Consider the following 19861-nt stretch of genomic DNA (forward strand, 5'->3'; position numbering starts at 1 on the left):
GCACTGATGACTTTCGCCTCACTTCTCGCCCACGCCGCCGAAGAGGCCGGTCACCACGGCGGCAACGTGCAGGCCCAGACCTTCTGGATCGGCGCCCTCGCCTTCGTGGTGTTCGTGTCGCTCAGCCTCGTCACGCTGTCGTACCGCAACGTCTCGAACCGTCACGCGCACAAGGCCGAGGCCTACACGAAGAAGCACGGGACGCCGACGCCCGAGGCGCACGGCCACTGAGGCCCACCGTATGTCGGTGACGCGAGCCCCTCGCATCGGGGTCATGGGTGGGACGTTCGATCCCATCCATCACGGTCACCTGGTGGCGGCGAGCGAGGTCGCGCAGTCCTTCGACCTCGACGAGGTCGTCTTCGTGCCCACGGGCCGCCCGTGGCAGAAGGACGAGGTCACGGCGAGCGAACACCGTTACCTCATGACGGTGATCGCGACCGCCTCGAACCCGCAGTTCACCGTGAGCCGGGTCGACATCGATCGCGACGGCCCGACGTACACCATCGACACGCTGCGTGATCTGAAGAGCCAACGCCCCGGCGCCGACCTGTTCTTCATCACCGGAGCCGACGCGGTCGCGCAGATCCTCAGCTGGCGCAATCACCAGGAACTGTGGGACCTCGCGCACTTCGTCGCCGTCTCCCGCCCGGGGCACGTTCTGACGACCGAGGGACTCCCGACCGAAGATGTGAGTCAGCTCGAGATCCCGGCCCTGTCGATCTCATCCACAGACTGCCGCGCCCGTGTGCGCCGAGGACACCCGGTGTGGTACCTCGTGCCCGACGGTGTCGTGCAGTACATCGCGAAGCACCACCTCTACCGGAGTAACGCATGAGCACTTCCGAGAACAATGGAACCCCGCCGCTGACGCGGCGCCAGCTGCGCGAGATCCGCAACACCGGCGCGACGCCGATCATCCCGACGCCGCCGGTCGAGCCCGCCGTCGAGGCGGCGCCCGAGCCCGCGGTCGCGAACGAGCCCGCGGTCGCGAACGAGCCCGCGGTCGCGAACGAGCCCGCGATCGCCGACGACTCGCCGGTCGCGCACGACGAGCGCACCGCAGATGGACATCCCGCGACGCCCGACGAGCCCACGTCGCACGACGACAGCGCGACGCCGGAGTCGCCGGTGGAGCCCGACGCTCCCGTCTCCTCGACGCAGCCCGCGCAGCCCGCGCAGCCCGTGACGACGCCGGAACCTGCCGTGATCGGCCTTCCGTCGTCGGCGGTCGACGACAATTCGGCGTACGCACCGACCGGACTCACCCGGCGTCAGGTGCGCGCGCAGGAGAAGATCCGAACGGCGTCGGTGCCGGTCATCTCGCCCGACCTCACCCCGGCCGTCCCCGGCCAGAGCGCGCCCACCGGAGACCTTCCGGCGATCTTCCGCCCGGCCGTCGCCGAGGAGCCGGAGACCACCGAGCCCGTCCCCGCTCCGCCGGTCTCGTCGACGGTGAACCCCGAGCTCGGATCCGATCTCCTCAACGGTGCGACGCCGGACATCTCGTTGCCGCCCTCTTTCGATCAGCTGATCGCGCGTAGCGGTGCCGCGACGGGGTCGGTCTCGACCCCGAACGCGCTGATCCTCTCGGACGCCCCCGTCGGCGGGCCGCTGGTCGCTCCGGTGACGGCGACGGGCGAGGTCATGATCACGGGAACGTTCGAACTTCCCCAGGGCTTGGGGTCCGTCGGCCACGCCCCCGGCACCACCGACGGCCGCGAAGCAGACGCCGTCCTCCTCGACGGAGAGCTGCCGGCCGCGTCGTCGCCCACACCGATCGCCGCCAGCGCGGCGATCAGCACCGTCAAGCAGCCGGGCGACATCATCCGCCCACCCGCGCCGGAGAAGGGCAGCAAGCTCGTCATCGGCCTCATCATCACCACAGGCGCTCTGGCGATCGCCGTGGCGGTGGCTCTCGCCATCGCCGTCACGACAGGAGTATTCGGATGACCGCGACCCAGAACGGCCGCGAGATGGCACAGATCGCCGCTCTCGCCGCCGACAGCAAGTCGGGCGAAGACCTCGTCGCCCTGGACGTTTCGGAGCCCCTGCCGCTCGTCGACATCTTCCTGCTCGTGACGGGCCGCAACGAGCGCAACGTCGCGGCGATCGCCGACGAGATCGAAGAGAAGCTCCTCGAGGCGGGTCACAAGCGTCTTCGGCGCGAGGGTCGCCAGGAGTCACGCTGGGTGCTGCTCGATTTCGGCGACCTCGTCGTGCATGTCTTCCACGAGGAGGAGCGCGTGTACTACGGCCTCGAGCGCCTCTGGAAGGACTGCCCGGTCATTCCGCTCGAGCTCCCGAGCCCGGCCACGGCGGACTGACCCGCGCCCACACGGCGATGCCCCCGCGCTTCTCGGCGCGGGGGCATCGCCGTTTCATCGTCAGGATCGCCCCTCGCATTCGTGGGCGATCGCGACGTCATCCGTATCGCTGGCGGTACCGGCGCTCGGCTGCCGGGTGCAGAGCGAGGGGGAGGGTGTCGATGAGACTCGCCGGGGTCAGGTACTGGATGCCGAGGGCGCCAGGAGGCACGAGAGCGGCGGCGTCGTCGATCAGCACGTCGACGAGCCGCTCGACCACGAGGTCATCGAGATCCGCACGAGCGACGAGAAGATTCGCCACCCCGATCGCCGGGACGGGTGCCGACGCACCGTAGACTCCCGCCGGGATCATCGTCGAGACGTAGGCATCGGGGGAGCGGCGACGCAGCTCGGGCAGCACCGCGGTGATGTCGAGGACGGCGATCGGCGTTCGCTCCGCCAGGTCGGCGATCTGGGGCGTCGGGATTCCCCCCGACCAGAAGAGGGCGTCGATGCGACCCTGTTCGAGGTCGGCCACGGCATCCCGGAAAGATCTCTCGACGGTGACAGGCCCCCGATCACCCGGGCCGAGGCCCGCGGCATCCAGAACCCGACGCGCCGTCGCGGCGGCTCCTGATCCGGGGGCGCCGAGCGAGACGACGCGTCCGGCGAGCTCCGGGAGCGAGCGGGGGCCGTCGTCTGCGCGGACCACGCACTGGAGGTAGTTCTGGTAGACGCGTCCGATCGCGACGAAGGCATCATGTCCGGGAGCCTCCGCGGCGGCATCCGCCAGCGCCAGCGCGAGGTCGATCTCCTGATCGCCGAGCAGGGCGAGGTTCTCGACGCTCCCCTGCGTGGCGAGCGCGGTGATCCCCACCTCGGCCCCGGCTGCCTCCCTCAGCAGCTCCCCGAACTGGAGGTAACTACCGCCCGCTTCACCGCAGCCGAGCCTGACGACCGGGATACCCGTCGGGGCGCAGCCGGCGAGAGCGATCGCGCCGAGTGCGGCGCCGGCCCAGAGGAAGCCGCGCCGGCTGACCTCCGTCACGTCCGCCTCCAGACCAGGCGCACCGACAGACCGCCGAGCGGGGAACGCGCGAGTTCCATCCGCCCGCCGGCGGCTCGCAGAAGCTGCACCACGATCGCGAGGCCCAGCCCGGTACCGGTGCGCGAAGAGTCCCGTCCTGCACGCCAGAACCGCGTGCCCATGCGGGACAGATCGTCATCGTCGAGATGCTCGCCGGAGTCTTCGACCGTCAGCACGGGACCTTCGGTCTCGGCGACGAGCGCCACGCGCACGTGCGACCCCGGTCCCGCGTACTTCGAGGCGTTGTCGAGGAGGACGTCGAGCATCTCGTCGAGGTCGGCACGCCCGCAGGGCACCGTCACCTCGGCGCCGGACACGACCTCGAGTCGCACGCCCGCCTTCCGCAGAAGCTCGCGGTGCCGCTCGACCAGGTCCGCGGCCGTGACGACGCACTCGCGCTCCGCACCCTCAGCACGGCCCACGTCGTGGCCCTGCGTCTGCGCCGATGCACGGTGCTCCGCGTTCGCGAGGGTAAGCATTCGCTCGACCGTGTGCTCGAGACGGTCGAGGTCCTCGTCGACGGCGACAAGGTCGTCACCTGCCTCCCCGTCGCGGGGGAGACCGTCGACGCGGAGACGGATCGCCGCGAGGGGCGTCCGCAGTTGGTGGGAGGCATCGGCCACGAACCCCCGCTGCTGCTCGAGGCTGTTCTCGACCTCGTGCGCCATGGCCGCGAACGCGCGGCTGAGTCTGCGGAGCTCGGGCGGACCCGAGGGGCGAAGCGGCGCGGGATCGCGATGAGCGGTGACGTCGGCGACCGCGGTGTCGAGAGCGCGGACGGGGCGGAGGATCCAGCGCGTCCAGAGCAGCGAGGCCACCATCAGGGTGCCGAGCAGGACGACCCCGATGACCGCGACGATCGCCCACGCCTGCGCGACATCGCGTTGGGCGCCGCGGAGATCGACCGAGAGCACCACCACCCCCGTCGAGAGGTCGCCCGCGGCGATGACAGGCACGGCGACGAGAGCGGATGAGGGTCCCCACGGAGTGACGCGCGGCAGGGTCAGCTGCGGGATCGCGCGTGACGCGGCCGTCGCGACAGCGTCGACCTGATCGTCGCGCGTGAGCGATCCCGCCGAGGCGACGACCTCTCCGCTCTCGTCGAGGACGAGCACGGATTCGGTGTACACGGCGTGAAAGCGCTGCAGGTACGTTTCGAGGCTCTCGGCGTCGCCCTGCACGAGGGCGGTGCGGGCGCGCTGCACGACCTGGTCGAGCGCGGCGGTGCGCTGCAACGCGAGCTGCTGCGTCCGCGAGTCGGCGATGGACTGGGCCGTCGGGATCAACACCGCGATCACGGCGATGAGCCCGAAGACGAGCAAGGGGAGGAGGACGCGCAGCTTCACCCGGCATCCTCGAGTCGGTAGCCGACCCCGCGGATGGTCGTGATCGTGACCTCGGGAACCTTCTGTCGAACCTGACCGAGGTGCACGTCGAACGATCGCGACGACGTCGAGTACCCGTCGCCCCACACCTCATCGAGGATCTGCGGGCGTGTCACCACCTGCCCCGCCCGCCGGGCGAGCGCGAACAGGATGCCGAACTCGTTCGGTGTGAGAGCGACGTCGCGGTCTCCCGCGCGGACCGTACGGGCGTCGACATCGATGTCGATCGACCCCGCTCGCACGCGGGTGGGTTCCTCCGCGGGCCTGTAGCGCCGAGTGACCGCGAGCAGACGCGCGAGCAGCTCGTGCAGGCGAACGGGCTTCACGAGGTAGTCGTCGGCGCCGAGAGCGAGAGCCCGCACCGTGGAACGCTCGTCGCCGCGTGCCGTGACGACGATGACGGGGACCTCGCTCACGGCGCGCAACGCGCGGAGGACGTCGAGCCCGTCCATGTCCTCGAGCCCCAGGTCGAGGAGCACGACCTGTGCGTCGCGGTGCCGAAGCAGCACGTCGCTGCCACGCGCGACCCGGGTGCACGTGTGCCCCGCTCGTTGCAGCGCGGCGACGAGAGCGGCGGCGACGGAGCCGTCATCCTCGGCGACGAGTATGTGCATGGGGTTCATCGTAGGCATCGCCGGCGCGAGAGGAACGCAGGGCGGACACCGAATGTAAGGCCGGTGTAAGGATCTCGATCACGCTGGGCGCGAGCGACCACGATGTCGGATACGCCTCGTCGTCGCCGCCGAGCACCGGACCCTCGGCCGACGGCCCACGAGGCGGCGTTCCGTCCCTCGACCGATCGGATTCCCATGTCAACGACGACATCCGCCCCCGCGGCGACCACCACGACGATCCCCACGAGTCTTCGACGCTCGATCTCGAACACGCTGAAGGGCTCAGCCGGGAACCTCGTGGAGTGGTACGACGTCTACGTCTACTCCGTCTTCGCGGTGTATTTCGAATCGCAGTTCTTCAGCGCCGACGACAAGAACTCCACGATCTACGTGTGGGCGATCTTCGCCGTCACGTTCCTCATGCGGCCGATCGGCTCGTGGTTCTTCGGTCGATTCGCCGACCGCTACGGACGGCGGCTGTCGCTCACGGTCTCCGTCTCGCTGATGGCGTTCTGCTCCCTGGTGATCGCGTTCGCGCCGACGGCGGAGATGATCGGCGTGGGCGCCGTGGTGATCCTCGTCTTCGCGCGTCTCGTGCAGGGTTTCGCCACGGGCGGCGAGTACGGGACCAGCGCCACGTACATGTCCGAGGCGGCGATGCCCGGCCGTCGTGGCTTCCTGTCGTCGTTCCACTACGTCACCCTCGTCGGCGGTCACGTGCTGGCGCAGACGACGCTCCTCATCATGGTGCTCACCCTCGACGAGGATGCGATCTCGGCGTGGGGCTGGCGCGTCGCCTTCGCCATCGGCGGCGTCGCCGCGGTCGCGGTCTTCTGGATGCGGCGCACGATGGACGAGTCGCTCGAGAAGAGCGTGATCGAGAACACCAAGTCGGGCAAGACCAAGGAGTCGGGTTCGCTCCGCGACCTCTTCGTGAACAACTGGCGCCCGCTGCTGCTCTGCTTCGCGGTGACCGCCGGCGGCACCGTCGCGTTCTACACGTACTCGGTGACGGGACCGAACATCGTCAAGACGGCGTTCTCGGGCGGCGACGTCATCGCCGGGACCATCATCAACCTCGTCGCCCTCACCGCGCTCATGCTCATGCAGCCTCTCGGCGGCTGGCTCAGCGACAAGGTGGGACGCAAGACGCTGCTGGTCTTCTTCGGCGTCGGGGGAGTGCTGTACACGTGGTTCCTCATCACGATGCTGCCGCAGCAGACGAACGAGTTCACGGCCTTCGCGATCCTCTTCGGCGGCTTCGTGATCCTCACCGGCTACACCTCGATCAACGCCCTCGTGAAGGCTCAGCTCTTCCCGACGCACGTGCGCGCCCTCGGCGTCGGTCTCGGTTACGCCCTCGCCAACTCGTTGTTCGGCGGTACGGCGCCGCTGCTCTACGCGGGCGCCCAGAGCACCGCGCAGGTGCCGCTGTTCATCGTGTACGTGACGGTCATCATCGCTGCCTCGCTGGCGGTGTACATCTTCGCGCTGCGCAACAAGGCACCGAACTGGCTCGACGACGAGGTGCTGATGCGGGACGCGCGAGAGGCGCGGAGCCGGGAATCGGTCGCATCGCGCTGACCCGAACGGATCCGGATGCCGAGGCTCACGGCATCCGGATCCCCATCTGCCCCGTCACGGCGGTGCCCCGGGTGCTCGTGCCCGACGCGTCGAGAAGGAGCCCCACGGTGCGAGCGGGCCACCGACGCGCGACGGCGATCCGATCGAACACCGCGATCCCACAGTCCGACGGAACGAAAAAAGCCCCCGCCGAGGCGGAGGCTTTCTCTGGGTGGACCTGAGGGGACTCGAACCCCTGACCCCCTGCATGCCATGCAGGTGCGCTACCAGCTGCGCCACAGGCCCGTTTTTTGTTTTCTGCCCCGTTTGAGGCAACTCCATGAGCTTACTACACGCGATCGAGTGGCAAGAAATCGGCGCCGCCGGGCGTGTCGTCGGTGGCTCCGACGGACGTCAGCACAGCGCGTCGCAGACCCTGCGCACGGTCGCTCAGGGCGCGCTGACGGGCAACGTACTGCGCCTTACCCTCCGCCGTCTCGATGGCGACGGGGGAGTACCCCCAGTCGCGGAGGTCGTACGGGGATGCCTCCATGTCGAGCGTCCGGATGTCGCGCGCCAGTTCGAAAGCGTCGAGGAGGAGGCGACCGGGAACGAGGGGGCCGAGCTTCACGGCCCACTTGTACACGTCCATTCCCGCGTGCAGACAGCCGGGCTGTTCGCGATCCGTCTGGGTCTCGCGCGACAGTGGCTCGCGGTTGCGCGGCACGGCGTCGGGCGTGAAGAAGCGGAAGGCGTCGAAGTGGCTGCAGCGGAGGTCGTGCGCGTCGACGACGGCATCCGTCCCGTCCCTCCCCAGTCGCAACGGGACGTCGTGGCGCACCTCGTCGACGCGGTACGCCATCGCCCACTCGTGAAGGCCGAAGCAGCCGAACTGCGCGGGCCGGTGCAGCGTCGCGCGGAGGAGGTTCACGATGCCGCGGTACAGCGATCCGCGCTCGGTCCGGAAGGCCTCGGCATCCACCCGCACCCCGCTGCCCTCGCGGCGGTACCAGCGCCAGCCGGCGCGCTCGTCGGCGTCGTCGAGCACCACCCCAGGGCCCGGGTGCCACCGCCGGAGGATCGCCGGCTTGTACGAGTAGTAGGTGAAGAGGAAGTCCTCGACGGGATGCTTCTGCGCGCGGCTCGCCCGCGCGCGGTGCTCCGCCGTCAGGGCATCGGCGCGAGCCGCGTGCGCCTCGGCCTCCGCCGTCCATTCGTCACGACCGAGGACCGTGTCGACGAGCAGCGCGGTCATTCGACCGGCTCGATGAGGGCGGCGGAGTCGTTGCGAACGTTGCCCACGGCCGGCGACACGACATGGTCGTCGAGCGTCTCGGCGACGTCGGGGGCCGCGTCGATCGCCGCGTCGAGGATGTCGCCCACGTTCTCGGTCGTCGGGTCGAGCCACGCGTCGGCGAAGTCGGGGTCCATGAACAGGGGCATCCGGTCGTGGATCGAGCCCAGTCGGCCGATCGAGTCGCGGGTGAGGATCGTGCAGCTGAGCACCCACCGAGCCGGATCGTCGTCGGCACGCGCGGGGTCTTTCCACCACTCGTAGAGGCCCGCGAAGAAGAGGGGCGAACCGTCGGCGGGGTGGATGTAGTGCGGCGTCTTGCCCTCGTCGGTCGTCTTCCACTCGTAGTACCCGGATGCCGGGATCACTGCGCGCCTCTTGATGAGGGCGTTGCGGAACATCGGCTTGTCTTCGATCTCTTCGGATCGCGCGTTGAAAGCGCGGGCGCCGATCTTGACGTCTTTTGCCCACCCGGGGACGAGTCCCCACCGCGCGACCTCCAGCCGACGTACCGGGGGCTCGGTCTTCACCGAGTCGAGCACGATCGCCACCGACGACGTCGGCGCGATGTTGTAGGAGGGCGGAGGCAGTTCATCGCCCTCGACATCTACGCGCAGGACACCCACCAGCTCCGACGCCACATTGGCCACGACGAATCGACCGCACATGCTTCCACCGTACGCGCCCCCTCCGACATCGGGCCGGGCGCATGGCATCCGCGATCAGCCATCCGCCGTCAGGCGTCCGCCGTCACGCGTCCGACGCGATGACTCCGGTGCTCTCGAGCCGGTCGAGCAGGGCAGCCCCGTCCGACCCCGTGACCCAGGGCACTTCGGATGCCGAGTGGTCGTCGACGACCGTCCGTCCACCGGCGAGCACGGCTTCAGCGGGAAGGAGCCGACGGATCGCCACGGCGGCGACGTTCTGCGGATGGTCGATCGCGAACTGCGTGTAGATCGCGTCGTCGTGCTGACCGTCGTCACCCACCAGCAGCCACTTGACGCGGGGAAACTCGCTCGCGAGTCGGCGGAGGTTCTGCTCTTTGTGATCGCGGCCGCTGCGGAACCAGCGGTCGTGCGTCGGCCCCCAATCGGTCAGCAGGAACGACCCCGCGGGGAACAGGTGTCGGCGCATGAAGCGCGTGAGCGTCGGGGCGACGTTCCAGGCTCCGGTGGAGAGATAGATCACGGGGGTGCCGGGGTGCTCGCGCGTGAGCCGCTCCAGCATCACGGCCATGCCCGGTACGGGCTGGCGCGCGTGCTCGTCGAGCACGAACGAGTTCCAGGCGGCGAGGAGCGGGCGGGGGAGCGCCGTGACCATGACCGTGTCGTCGATGTCGCTCACGACGCCGAACCGCACGTCGGAGCCGACGATGAAGACGCGGGTCTCGGCGGGCTGGCTCCCCTCCACCGACATCGTGATGGTCTGCCATCCCGGCGCGAGCGTCGCGGGCAGCCGCGCGTCGATGACCCCGCCGCGGTCGGCCGACACCTCGTGCGTGACGCCGTCGATGACGACGCTGACTCTCGCCATGCCCACCGGGACGGCCGCGAAGCTACGCCAGCCCCGGAGGCTCGCGAACTCGCCCGTCGACGTGCGCTTGAGGGGAGGAGCGATGAGCACGCGGCCCAGGACGCGGATCCATTCCTCGGTGCCGTACCCCGGAAAGCCGGTGACGGCGGGACGCAGTCCGCGCGCGCGGGCGCGCTTCTCGCGCCACCGATGGAAGCGGCGCTCCAGTCGGGCGAACCAGAGCACTTTGGCGCGGGGGGAACGAGGCATCCGCCTCAGTCTTTCACGTCACCGTCCACCGGTTCGAGGGGGTGCACATCGTCGGCGAGATGACGACGCTCGATCCGCTCGATGACCTTCTTGCCCACGAACACCAGCACGAGGAACACGACGAGGATGCCGACGAAGACATAGCCGGCGTAATGGATGCGGTCCGCGAGCTCGCGATACGTGCCCGCCGCCGTCGCCGCGACAGAGATGTAGAGAGCCGACCAGATCGCACACGCCGGGGCCGTCCACGCGAGGAAACGTCGGTAGCTGTACCCGCTCATCCCGACGGTCAGGGGGACGAGGGAGTGCAGCACCGGGAGGAACCGCGAGAGGAAGATCGCCGGCCCGCCCCGCCGCCGCAGGTAGCGATCCGCGCGCTCCCAGTTGCGTTCACCGAGCTTCTGGCCGAGCTTCGACGCGCGGATGCGCGGGCCGAAATAACGGCCGAGCCAGAACCCGCCGCTCTCGCCGAGCAGAGCGCCGACGACCACGGCCGAGGCGAGGATGACGCCCTCGAGAGGTGAGGCGATCGCCGTCCCGGCGACGATGACCATCGTGTCTCCGGGCACGATCAAACCGACCAGCACGCTCGTCTCGAGCATGACCGCGACACCGGCGAGAATCGTGCGCAGCACGGGGTCGACGTTCTGCACGACGTCGAGCAACCACGTGAGGATCTCGTTCACCTCCGTCAGCTTAGAGGCGACGCCGAGGCCTAGCCTGGGAGCGTGCCGCGTTCCGCCCCTCCGCTCGCCCTCCCGTGCTGGATGGACCCGGAGACGGTCTTCACGAGCCTCTGGGCCGCCGAACCCGCGGCGTTCTGGCTCGACGGCGGTGTGGATGCCGAGACCGGCTGGAGCTGGATGGGGGCGGGGCACCGGGAGAGCGCGAACGACCCCCTTCACGTCATCGCGTCGAACGATTCCCGCGGCGCATTTCACGGCGGATGGGTCGGCTGGATCCCGTACGACGGCGACCCCGCGTGGATCCGCGTCGACGCCGCGCTCGCGTTCGATCACGAGAAGCGGCGCGTGTGGGCGGTCGGGACGGATGCCAAGGCCCTGGCCGACCTCGCCGAGCGGGCGCTCGCCGTCGGGCCGGTCGCTGCCGTGGCTCCCGCGGAACCGCGAGGGGTGGCATCCGGTCGCCATGAAGCCGACGAGTACGCCGGACTCATCGGGGTGTGCCGCGAGCACATCCGCGAGGGGGACGCCTATCAGCTGTGTCTCACGACCCGATTCACCGTTCCGGGCCGATTTCTCGCCCTCGATGTGTTCCGGCGCCTCCGCGCGACGTCGTCGTCGCACCACGGCGGCTTCGTGCGGATCGGCGACACCGCCCTCGTGAGCGCGTCACCCGAGCGCTTCCTCGAGGTGCGCGGAGGGGCCGTGCACACGCACCCCATCAAGGGCACGCGCCCGCGCGCCACCGATCCCGTCGTCGACGAAGCGCTCGCTGCGGAGCTGCGGACGGATGCCAAAGAGCAGGCCGAGAACGTCATGATCGTCGATCTGATGCGCAACGACCTCTCGCGCGTCTGCGTGCCGTCGAGCGTCGGGGTCGACCGGCTGCTCGAGGTCGAGTCGTATCCGCACGTGCATCAGCTCGTCAGCGAGGTCTCGGGGCGGCTGCGTCCCGGAACGACGCTCGGTGCGCTCCTCGATGCCGCCTTCCCCGCCGGCAGCATGACCGGTGCACCGAAGGCCTCGGCGATGACGATCCTCGAGCGCCTCGAGGGCGCGCCCCGGGGCATCTACTCCGGGACGTTCGGATGGATCGGAGACGACGGGTCCGCGGATCTCGCGATGGTCATCCGCAGCATCGTCGTCGAGGCGGATGCCGCCCACGTCGGCGCCGGCGGAGGCATCACGTGGCGCTCGGTCGCGGCATCCGAAGTGGCCGAGGTGGGAATCAAGGCGCGCGCCCCGCTCGCCGCGCTCGGCGCCCAGGTGCCGCCGGGATGGTGACGGGCCGGGTCCGATAACCTGGACGCTGGCCCTCGGGCCTCCCGACCTCACGATTGGCTTCACCCGTGTCTGAGAACACCACACCCGTGCCCGGCGAGGGCGCCTTCGACGCCCACGCGATCCAGGCGAAGTGGCAGCGCGCGTGGGCGGACAAGGATCCGTTCCGCGCCGGTGGCGACGACGACAAGCGCCCACGCAAGTACGTGCTCGCGATGTTCCCGTACCCCTCCGGCGACCTCCACATGGGGCACGCCGAGAACTACCTCTACTCCGACATCGTGGCGCGATTCTGGCGCCACCGCGGCTACAACGTGCTCAACCCCATCGGCTGGGACTCGTTCGGCCTGCCCGCCGAGAACGCCGCCATCAAACGCGGGGCCGACCCCGTCGAGTGGACGTACGCGAACATCGCGCAGCAGAAGGAGAGCCTGAAGGACTACGGCGTCTCGTTCGACTGGAGCCGCGTGCTGCACACGAGCGACCCCGAGTACTACCGCTGGAACCAGTGGCTGTTCCAGAAGCTGTACGAGAAGGGCCTCGCGTACCGCAAGGACGCGCTGGTCAACTGGGACCCGGTGGATCAGACCGTGCTCGCGAACGAGCAGGTGCTGCCCGACGGCACCTCCGAGCGCAGCGGCGCCGTCGTGGTGAAGAAGAAGCTGACGCAGTGGTTCCTGCGCATCACCGACTACGCCGACCGCCTGCTCGACGACCTGAACCAGCTCGAGGGCTTCTGGCCGAGCAAGGTGATCCAGATGCAGCGCAACTGGATCGGCCGCTCCGTCGGTGCCGACATCACCTTCGAGATCGAGGGTCGTGACGAGAAGATCACTGTCTTCTCGACCCGCCCCGACACGCTGCACGGCGCGACCTTCTTCGTCGTGGCGCCCGAGTCCGACCTCGCGGCCGAACTCGCGGCATCCGCGGATCAGGGCGTGCGCGAGACGTTCGAGGCGTACCTCACCCAGGTGCAGCGCGCGACCGACATCGAGCGTCAGGCGACCGACCGTCCGAAGACCGGCGTCTTCCTCGGTCACTACGCGATCAACCCGATCAACGGCGAGAAGCTGCCGATCTGGGCCGCCGACTACGTGCTGGCCGACTACGGTCACGGCGCGGTCATGGCCGTACCCGCGCACGACCAGCGCGACCTCGACTTCGCCCGCGCCTTCGATCTGCCCGTCAAGGTCGTCGTGGACACGAATGCCCCGGTCACCGGCGCGATCCCCGTGATCGAACTCGACGACGAGGGGGTGCCGATCGACCCGCTCGGCGACATCGAAGAGACCGATCCCGTCAAGACCGGGATCGCGCTCACCGGTGACGGCCGCATGATCAACTCCGGTTCTCTGAACGGGCTGTCGAAGCGCAACGCGATCGCCCGCGTCATCGAGGAGCTCGAGGCCAAGGGCGTCGGCCGCGCCGCCAAGACCTATCGCCTGCGTGACTGGCTGATCTCACGTCAGCGCTACTGGGGCACGCCCATCCCGATGCTGCACGGAGAGGACGGTTCGATCACGCCCGTGCCCGCCGATCAGCTGCCGGTCGTCCTGCCGTCGGTGGAGGGGCTCGACCTCAAGCCCAAGGGCACCTCGCCGCTGGGCGCTGCCACCGAGTGGGTGCAGGTGACCGACCCCGAGACGGGCCAGACGCTGCTGCGCGACCCCGACACGATGGACACGTTCGTCGACAGCTCCTGGTACTACCTGCGGTTCCTGTCGCCGGGCGACGAGACGCAGCCCTTCTCGGGTCGCGAGGCGTCGAAGTGGGGCCCGGTCGATTTCTACATCGGCGGTGTCGAGCACGCGATCCTGCACCTGCTGTACGCGCGATTCATCACCAAGGCGCTGTTCGACATGGGCCTGGTGGAGTTCACCGAGCCGTTCTCGAGCCTCATCAACCAGGGCATGGTCATCCTCGACGGCGCCAAGATGTCGAAGAGCAAGGGCAACCTGGTGCTCTTCCAGGAGGAGCTCGACGCCCACGGCGCCGACGCCCTGCGCGTGGCGCTGGCCTTCGCCGGTCCCGTGGAGGACGACAAGGACTGGAATGACGTCTCGACCACGGGAGCAGCGAAGTTCCTCGCCCGCGCGCTGCGCATCGCGCACGACGTCGACAGCGAGAAGGACGTCGTGTGGGCCGAGGGCGACCAGGCCCTGCGCCGCGTGACGCACCGCCTGCTGGCGGAAGCGCCCAACCTCATCGAGCAGACGAAGTTCAACGTCGTCGTCGCGCGCCTGATGGAACTGGTCAACGCGACCCGCAAGGCGATCGACGGCTCCGCCGGCACGAGCGACCCCGCCGTGCGAGAGGCCGCCGAGGTCATCGCGATGACCCTCGACCTCTTCGCCCCGCACACCGCGGAAGAGATGTGGCAGACGCTCGGCTACGACGGCTTCGTTGGCCTGGTCACCTGGCGCCAGGCCGACCCGACGCTGCTCGTCGAAGACAGCGTCACCGCCGTGGTGCAGATCGACGGCAAGGTGCGCGGCACCCTTGAGGTCTCAGCCAAGATCGGCGCCGACGAGCTGGAGAAGCTCGCGCGAGCGGACGAGAAGGTCCGCCGCGCCCTCGGTGAGCGCGAGATCGTGCGCGCGGTCGTGCGGCCGCCGAAGGTGGTCAGCTTCTCGACGAAGTAGGACCCGCGGATGCCGCGTCCCGAGCGCTCAGCAGAGCGGGAGGGGCGGGGCATCCGGCGTATCAGGCGCGGGAATAGACCGAGCCGTCGGCCGTACGCACGAGAAGACCGTGGTCGACGAAAGCGCGGCGAAGGCCGGCGACGTCGTCCGTCACCCCGGCGAGCCGCGCGTTGATCTCGGCCTCGGAGACGGTGTCGCCGGGCGCGAGCACGCGGGTCGCGAGATGCTCCAGGAGCGCTTGCCGGTCGGTCGCTCGCGCGGGCATGCCGACGACGCGGCCGTCCTCCAAGAAGCGATCCACGCCCTCGCGCCGAGCGGGGGCCACTCGCGGATGCCAGGGCCCGGGCGAACACGTCCGGGACGGCGACGAGCCCCTCTGCGGTGGCGGAGACGAGCCCCGCCGCCGTGAGCGACTCGGTGATGCGCTGCGCCTTCTTCGGGGGGATCGTGGCGAGGGCCTCGTCGATCGGCTGAGCGAGGACGATGCGGGCATAGATCTCGCGCGCGCGGTCATCGGCGAGAGCGGCGAGGATCGCGCGCCAGGCGTTCTGATGCATGGGATCGAGTCTCCTCGTGGAACGACGACCCGTGAAATCCCTGCGCCGTATTCCACCCCCGGTTGGTAGAGCGCCCCTCCACCCGAAACGTAGCGTCGGGACCAAGCTGCACAACCGACGGAAAGGCGGCGGGCGTCATGACCCTTTCGGTGAAGAACCTCAGCAAGCGATACGGGAAGACCTTCGCGGTGAAGAACGTCTCGTTCGAGATCGCGCCCGGAAAGGTCACCGGATTCCTCGGGCCCAACGGCGCGGGGAAGTCGACGACCCTGCGCTCGATCGTCGGTCTGGACTTCCCGACGTCCGGGGAGGCGTTGATCGACGGCCGGAGGTACGCGGAGCTGAAGGCGCCTTTGCACGAGGTCGGCACTCTGCTCGATGCGAAGGCCGCGCACCGCTCACGGCGCGCCGTCGACCACCTTCGATGGATCGCGGCCACCCACGGCATCCGGCGGGCACGGATCGACGAAGTGCTCGACATCGCGGGGCTCACGACGGTCGCGCGCAAGCGGGTCGGGGGGTTCTCGCTGGGAATGGCCCAGCGGCTCGGTATCGCCGCCGCGCTCCTCGGCGACCCCCACACGCTGATCCTCGACGAGCCGGTCAACGGTCTCGATCCGGACGGCGTGACATGGATCCGCGAGCTGCTTCGTGGTTTCGCCGCGGAGGGACGCACGGTCTTCCTCTCCTCGCACCTCCTGGGGGAGCTCTCGCTCATCGCGGAACACATCGTCGTCATCGGGCAGGGCCGGATCATCGCCGACGCCCCCTTGACCGCGCTCATCCAGACATCTCCCACCGTCCGCGTCCGCACGGCGGAGGCGGCACGGCTCGCGGAGCTCGTGGCGGGACCCGGCGTCGCAGCGACGATGCCCGCGCCGGACCGGCTCGAGATCGACGGGCTCCCCGTCGAGCAGATCGCCGAGATCGCCGCGCGCGAACGGATCGTGGTCTACGAGATGGGACAGCTCACGAGGACGCTGGAGGATGCATACAACGACCTCACCCGCGGAGCCGTCGAGTACGCGCCGCAGCAGGCGGGGGAGCCGCACCGTGTCTGAGACGGCGACCATGACCAGCGCGAAGCGCGCGACCTGGGTAGCCCCGGTCACGTTCCCTCGCGTCCTCCGCGCGGAGGCGATCAAGCTGGCCACGCTGCCGAGCTTCGTCTGGGCCTTCGTGATGGCCTACGCGGTCCTGGGCGGGTTCGGCATCCTCACGGCTCTCGCGCGGATCCTGCAGCGGGACGCCGCGACGCCGACCATTTCGGCGGGAGCGGGAACAGCGCTGACCGGTATTCAGGGCGCGCAACTGGTCATCGTCCTCGTCGCCGCGGTCTTCGCGACCACCGAATTCGCGCACCAGACCGTGCAGCCCAGCTACCTGGCGGAACCTCGCCGGCTGCGTGTCCTGGCGAGCAAGGCCGTCCTCGTGGGCGCCCTCTCACTCGTGGTCGGCTCAGCGGGGGCGACGACGGCATTGCTCGCGGCAGCAGCGGTGGCGCGCAGCGCGGGGCTTCCCTTCGAGATCACGGGCACCTACGCGGCCCAGCTGATCGCGGGGGCGGCGATCTATCTGGCCGCGATCGGTGTGACGGGACTCGCGATCGGTGCGCTGCTGCGCAGCACCGTGGGGGCGATCATCGCCGGCCTCGTCCTGCTCAACGTCTTGCCGCTGCTGGTCGGTGCGGCGCCGGTCGAGAGCATCCGGGATGCCGCGGGATACCTGCCGTCCACCGCCGGCCTGATGATCCTGCAGGAGCACGTGCCCGCCGGGTTCATCGCGCCGTGGTTCGGAGTCCTCATCGCCTGCGCGTGGGCCGGCGTGCTCCTCGGCGCCGCCGCTCTCGTGACCAGGAGGACCGACGCATGACGACGGCGGCCCCCTCTCGCCCGACTGTGCATCGGAGGACCAGACCGTTCGGATCGAGCATCCGCGCCGAGAGCATCAAGTTCTGGTCGCTCCGATCGAACCGGATCCTCGTGACTCTGGCGATCCTGTTCGTCCCCCTCAACGCCGTGCTCCTGTCGGTCTCCCTGGGGCAGCGGGCGGAGAGCCCCGATCCGCGGATGCGCATCTCGTCCGTGGACGCCGTCGCCTACCTCGACAGCGTCCTCTGGCTGCAACTGCTCATCGCGGTGATCGCGGTGCTGGCCGCCACCGGCGAGAGCGGCGGCAGGATCGGAGCCTCCTTCCTGGCCGTTCCGACCCGGCTGCCCGTTCTCGGAGCGAAGGTGATCGTCGTGGGGCTCGTGTCCTTCGGCATCGGGGTCGTGGGGGCGACGGCCGGTCAGCTGCTGCCTCATCTGCTGCTGTCGGGGACGGGTGTGGCTTACGCGGCGGACCCGGCCGACGTCTTCCGGGGGGCGATCTCGTCGGGGGCGTATCTGGGTCTCATCGCCGCGATAAGTCTCGCCATCGCGGTCGTCGCCGGCAACCTCATCGTCGCTCTCCTCGTGCCGCTCGCGCTCTTCACGATCGTCCCCTCGGTGATCGCCTCGTTCGGGGGAGAGCTCGGGAGTCGGATCTCCGGGTACTTCCCCACGATCGCCGGACGTACGGCCCTCTCCGCGGCGGAGAACCCCGGCGGGCTCGACAGCACGACGGGCTTCCTCGTGATGCTCGCGTGGGCCGTCCTCGCGGTCGTCGGTGCGGGTCTGCGGTATCGATTCGCCGATGCGTGACCCGCTGCCCGAGGGGGCCGCTGAGTAGACTGCCCAGACACCTGAAGAGAGGGGCTCGCGATGATCGACGTCGACGCGAGCGTCCCCGGGCCTCACCGGCTCCGCGGCCTCGTGGACGTCGTCCTCGCGGTCGTGGCCATCCTCCCGGGACTCATCAGCATCCTCGTGGAAGGCTCCTCGCCCGCCCTCACGGTCGGCCTTCTCCTCCTCGCCGCCGTGACGCTCTGCGCACGACAGCGGGTGCCGTGGACGGTTCTCGCCGTCGTGGCCGTGCTCGCGGCGATCGGTGAGGGGCAATCCTTCACGTTGGCCCTCTGCCTGGCGGTTTACACCGTCGCACGGCGGTCGACGACCGGACGCGCGGCGCTCGGCTACCTGCTGGCCGTCGGAGTGCCGCTGCTGGGGACGACGGTCAAGATCATGCTGGGTGTCGCGGTCACCGCGACCGACGACATCATTCCCGCGATCGGGGTGGGCACGAGCGTCGTCGATCCGTACGTCGTCCTCGCTTGCGCGGCGGGGATCGTGGTGCAGAACACCCTGCAACGCCGCCGCGCGCAGGAAGCCCTCCTGCAGCAGAAGATCGACAGCGCTCGGGCGACGGAACGCACGAGGATCACGGCCGAGATGCATGACGTGGTCGGACACGCCCTGACGGTGATGATCTCTCTGGCGAACGGGGCGCGTTTGGCGTGGGACACGGACCCCGAACGCTCGCGTCAGGCACTCGCCCACCTGGGCGAGGTCGGGGCGACGGCGCTCGACGACATGCAGCGGACTCTCCGCGTACTGCGCGACTCCGACGACCAGCTCGACGATGCGCTCCATCACTCCGGATACGACCTCCCCGACATCGGCAGCATGGTCGAGGTCTTCCACGCCGCGGGGATGCCCGTGCACCTGCGACAGCGCGGCGATGCCCTTCCGGAGAGCACGATGCTCAGGGCCGCGGTCCACCGCATCGTGCAGGAATGCCTCACGAACGTGCTCCGCTACGCGCAGGGGGCGACGTTCGTGCTCGTCACGATCGAGTGCTCCGCTCGGACGGGTATCGTCGCGATCGATGTCGAAGACGACGGCCGTTCGACCGGCGCCGGAAGCATCGGCACGGGGCGCGGTCTCATCGGTGTCTCGGAGCGAGCGGCGTCGTTCGGCGGCACCTGCGTCTATGGCCCGCGGACCCCCGGCGGATGGGCGGTGCGCACGACCCTGCGAACGGAGAAGTCCCGATGATCGACGTGCTCATCGTCGATGACCAGGCACTCGCACGACTCGGCAACTCGCTCGTCGTCGAGAGCGCGGCGGACCTTCACGTGATCGGAGAGGCCGCGACCGGGGAGCAGGGGGTCGCCCTCGCCCAGACCCTGCGCCCCGATGTCGTCCTGATGGACGTCCGGATGCCGGGAATGGGCGGCATCAGCGCCACCCACGCCATCACCTCGGCCAGCCCGACGACGCGAATCGTCGTCCTGACCTCGTTCGACCTGGATCAGTACGCGTTCGGAGCCCTCGAGTCCGGCGCGAGCGCCTTCCTCCTCAAGAGTGCTGCCCCTGAACGCCTGATCGATGCCATCCGGACCGTGCATCGCGGCGATGCGGTGGTCGAACCTCACATCACCCAGAAGTTGATCCATCGTGCCCTGAGATCGGATGACGGACAGGCGGCATCTCGTCCGATCGGCATGCCCGCCGAGCTCTCGGTCCTCAGCCCGCGCGAACAGGATGTGTTCCTGGCGATGGCGACGGGGATGACGAACGCGGAGATCAGCGAACGGCTGTTCTTGTCACCGGCCACAGTGAAGAGCCACATCAACAAGATCTTCAGCAAGCTCAAGCTTCGCGACCGTGTCCATGCCGTCATCCTCGCGCACCGTCTGAAGATCACGGGGGAGTGACCCCCCGCGTTGGCGGCTGAGATTCAACTCGTGGTTGGTGGTTGCCCGGCCCCGTCCGGCAATACGTTCCTCACAGAAGAGTCGCCGC

20 protein-coding genes and 1 tRNA gene are annotated in these 19861 nt (G+C 69.4%); 12 read left to right on the top strand and 9 right to left on the bottom strand.

Features of this window, described 5'->3' with window-relative positions; translation table 11 throughout:
- The first annotated feature begins 6 nt into the window (after nucleotides 1-6).
- From NS283_RS07690 to rsfS, 4 genes are read left to right on the top strand one after another with little or no spacing between them, the layout of a single operon-like run.
- Nucleotides 7-231, top strand: a complete 225-nt coding sequence (locus NS283_RS07690; protein ID WP_013586444.1) for a hypothetical protein — start codon at nucleotides 7-9, stop codon at nucleotides 229-231.
- 10 nt (nucleotides 232-241) lie between these two features.
- Nucleotides 242-838, top strand: a complete 597-nt coding sequence (nadD, locus tag NS283_RS07695) for a nicotinate-nucleotide adenylyltransferase (RefSeq protein WP_058596277.1) — start codon at nucleotides 242-244, stop codon at nucleotides 836-838.
- Nucleotides 835-1953: a hypothetical protein gene (locus NS283_RS07700; protein ID WP_058596278.1), complete on the top strand. Its 1119-nt coding sequence runs from the start codon at nucleotides 835-837 to the stop codon at nucleotides 1951-1953. The genes nadD and NS283_RS07700 overlap by 4 nt, the downstream gene beginning before the upstream one ends.
- Nucleotides 1950-2327, top strand: coding sequence for a ribosome silencing factor (rsfS, locus tag NS283_RS07705; protein WP_058596279.1), 378 nt, complete (start codon nucleotides 1950-1952; stop codon nucleotides 2325-2327). Before NS283_RS07700 ends, rsfS begins: the two co-directional genes overlap by 4 nt.
- Before the next feature lie 97 nt (nucleotides 2328-2424).
- On the opposite strand, the gene NS283_RS07710 is transcribed toward rsfS, so the two are convergent.
- The 3 genes from NS283_RS07710 to NS283_RS07720 are packed head-to-tail and all read right to left on the bottom strand — an operon-like array spanning nucleotide 2425 to nucleotide 5392.
- On the bottom strand, nucleotides 2425-3354 hold the full coding sequence (locus NS283_RS07710) for a TAXI family TRAP transporter solute-binding subunit (protein ID WP_058596280.1): 930 nt from the start codon (nucleotides 3352-3354) through the stop codon (nucleotides 2425-2427).
- Nucleotides 3351-4739, bottom strand: coding sequence for a sensor histidine kinase (locus NS283_RS07715; protein WP_058596281.1), 1389 nt, complete (start codon nucleotides 4737-4739; stop codon nucleotides 3351-3353). Before NS283_RS07715 ends, NS283_RS07710 begins: the two co-directional genes overlap by 4 nt.
- The gene (locus tag NS283_RS07720; RefSeq protein ID WP_058596282.1) at nucleotides 4736-5392 is read right to left on the bottom strand and encodes a response regulator transcription factor; all 657 of its coding nucleotides are present in this window, start codon (nucleotides 5390-5392) and stop codon (nucleotides 4736-4738) included. The genes NS283_RS07715 and NS283_RS07720 overlap by 4 nt, the downstream gene beginning before the upstream one ends.
- A 195-nt stretch (nucleotides 5393-5587) precedes the next feature.
- Between NS283_RS07720 and NS283_RS07725 the strand changes: the two genes are divergently transcribed.
- Complete coding sequence (locus NS283_RS07725) at nucleotides 5588-6976, top strand: MFS transporter (RefSeq protein WP_058596283.1); 1389 nt, start codon at nucleotides 5588-5590, stop codon at nucleotides 6974-6976.
- 212 nt (nucleotides 6977-7188) lie between these two features.
- Here the strand turns inward: NS283_RS07725 and NS283_RS07730 are convergent.
- From NS283_RS07730 to NS283_RS07750, 5 genes are all read right to left on the bottom strand, one after another.
- Nucleotides 7189-7261, bottom strand: a tRNA-Ala gene (locus NS283_RS07730).
- 43 nt (nucleotides 7262-7304) lie between these two features.
- Complete coding sequence (locus NS283_RS07735; RefSeq protein WP_058596284.1) at nucleotides 7305-8210, bottom strand: hypothetical protein; 906 nt, start codon at nucleotides 8208-8210, stop codon at nucleotides 7305-7307.
- The gene (locus NS283_RS07740; RefSeq protein ID WP_058596285.1) at nucleotides 8207-8917 is read right to left on the bottom strand and encodes an SOS response-associated peptidase; all 711 of its coding nucleotides are present in this window, start codon (nucleotides 8915-8917) and stop codon (nucleotides 8207-8209) included. Before NS283_RS07740 ends, NS283_RS07735 begins: the two co-directional genes overlap by 4 nt.
- An 82-nt stretch (nucleotides 8918-8999) precedes the next feature.
- Nucleotides 9000-10031, bottom strand: coding sequence for an App1 family protein (locus tag NS283_RS07745; protein ID WP_058596286.1), 1032 nt, complete (start codon nucleotides 10029-10031; stop codon nucleotides 9000-9002).
- A 5-nt stretch (nucleotides 10032-10036) separates the two neighbouring features.
- On the bottom strand, nucleotides 10037-10717 hold the full coding sequence (locus NS283_RS07750) for a DedA family protein (RefSeq protein WP_058596287.1): 681 nt from the start codon (nucleotides 10715-10717) through the stop codon (nucleotides 10037-10039).
- A gap of 42 nt (nucleotides 10718-10759) precedes the next feature.
- On the opposite strand from NS283_RS07750, the gene NS283_RS07755 reads away from it, so the two are divergent.
- Both NS283_RS07755 and leuS read left to right on the top strand, forming a co-directional pair.
- On the top strand, nucleotides 10760-11998 hold the full coding sequence (locus tag NS283_RS07755; RefSeq protein ID WP_241492208.1) for an anthranilate synthase component I family protein: 1239 nt from the start codon (nucleotides 10760-10762) through the stop codon (nucleotides 11996-11998).
- A 65-nt stretch (nucleotides 11999-12063) separates the two neighbouring features.
- A complete protein-coding gene (leuS, locus tag NS283_RS07760; RefSeq protein ID WP_153003301.1) occupies nucleotides 12064-14637 on the top strand; it encodes a leucine--tRNA ligase in 2574 nt (857 codons plus the stop codon).
- A gap of 61 nt (nucleotides 14638-14698) precedes the next feature.
- Here the strand turns inward: leuS and NS283_RS18870 are convergent, their stop codons facing one another.
- The gene (locus NS283_RS18870) at nucleotides 14699-14962 is read right to left on the bottom strand and encodes a DUF2087 domain-containing protein (protein ID WP_193752646.1); all 264 of its coding nucleotides are present in this window, start codon (nucleotides 14960-14962) and stop codon (nucleotides 14699-14701) included.
- Nucleotides 14963-15331: 369 nt separating this feature from the next.
- Here NS283_RS18870 and NS283_RS07770 point away from each other — a divergent pair, with 369 nt between their 5' ends.
- The 5 genes from NS283_RS07770 (at nucleotide 15332) to NS283_RS07790 (ending at nucleotide 19773) form a co-directional block, all read left to right on the top strand.
- Nucleotides 15332-16255 carry an ATP-binding cassette domain-containing protein gene (locus NS283_RS07770; RefSeq protein WP_058596290.1) on the top strand — a complete coding sequence of 308 codons (924 nt, stop codon included), beginning with the start codon at nucleotides 15332-15334 and terminating at the stop codon, nucleotides 16253-16255.
- 10 nt (nucleotides 16256-16265) lie between these two features.
- A complete protein-coding gene (locus NS283_RS07775) occupies nucleotides 16266-17066 on the top strand; it encodes an ABC transporter permease (RefSeq protein ID WP_058596291.1) in 801 nt (266 codons plus the stop codon).
- 110 nt (nucleotides 17067-17176) lie between these two features.
- Nucleotides 17177-17878, top strand: coding sequence for a hypothetical protein (locus tag NS283_RS07780; RefSeq protein ID WP_153003302.1), 702 nt, complete (start codon nucleotides 17177-17179; stop codon nucleotides 17876-17878).
- A 60-nt stretch (nucleotides 17879-17938) separates the two neighbouring features.
- Nucleotides 17939-19111: a sensor histidine kinase gene (locus NS283_RS07785; RefSeq protein ID WP_058596293.1), complete on the top strand. Its 1173-nt coding sequence runs from the start codon at nucleotides 17939-17941 to the stop codon at nucleotides 19109-19111.
- Nucleotides 19108-19773 carry a response regulator transcription factor gene (locus NS283_RS07790; RefSeq protein WP_206542545.1) on the top strand — a complete coding sequence of 222 codons (666 nt, stop codon included), beginning with the start codon at nucleotides 19108-19110 and terminating at the stop codon, nucleotides 19771-19773. The genes NS283_RS07785 and NS283_RS07790 overlap by 4 nt, the downstream gene beginning before the upstream one ends.
- Nucleotides 19774-19861 lie beyond the last annotated feature (88 nt).

Source organism: Microbacterium testaceum (assembly GCF_001476285.1).
Lineage (GTDB): Bacteria > Actinomycetota > Actinomycetes > Actinomycetales > Microbacteriaceae > Microbacterium > Microbacterium testaceum_B.

Coding starts and splice junctions, on each gene's coding strand:
- NS283_RS07785 (WP_058596293.1), top strand. CDS start 17,939: ATGATCGACGTCGACGCGAGCGTCCCCGGGCCTCACCGGCTCCGCGGC.
- NS283_RS07770 (WP_058596290.1), top strand. CDS start 15,332: ATGACCCTTTCGGTGAAGAACCTCAGCAAGCGATACGGGAAGACCTTC.
- NS283_RS07740 (WP_058596285.1), bottom strand. CDS start 8,917: ATGTGCGGTCGATTCGTCGTGGCCAATGTGGCGTCGGAGCTGGTGGGT.
- NS283_RS07700 (WP_058596278.1), top strand. CDS start 835: ATGAGCACTTCCGAGAACAATGGAACCCCGCCGCTGACGCGGCGCCAG.
- NS283_RS07775 (WP_058596291.1), top strand. CDS start 16,266: ATGACCAGCGCGAAGCGCGCGACCTGGGTAGCCCCGGTCACGTTCCCT.
- NS283_RS07745 (WP_058596286.1), bottom strand. CDS start 10,031: ATGCCTCGTTCCCCCCGCGCCAAAGTGCTCTGGTTCGCCCGACTGGAG.
- NS283_RS07790 (WP_206542545.1), top strand. CDS start 19,108: ATGATCGACGTGCTCATCGTCGATGACCAGGCACTCGCACGACTCGGC.
- NS283_RS07720 (WP_058596282.1), bottom strand. CDS start 5,392: ATGCACATACTCGTCGCCGAGGATGACGGCTCCGTCGCCGCCGCTCTC.
- NS283_RS07735 (WP_058596284.1), bottom strand. CDS start 8,210: ATGACCGCGCTGCTCGTCGACACGGTCCTCGGTCGTGACGAATGGACG.
- NS283_RS07725 (WP_058596283.1), top strand. CDS start 5,588: ATGTCAACGACGACATCCGCCCCCGCGGCGACCACCACGACGATCCCC.
- rsfS (WP_058596279.1), top strand. CDS start 1,950: ATGACCGCGACCCAGAACGGCCGCGAGATGGCACAGATCGCCGCTCTC.
- nadD (WP_058596277.1), top strand. CDS start 242: ATGTCGGTGACGCGAGCCCCTCGCATCGGGGTCATGGGTGGGACGTTC.
- NS283_RS07690 (WP_013586444.1), top strand. CDS start 7: ATGACTTTCGCCTCACTTCTCGCCCACGCCGCCGAAGAGGCCGGTCAC.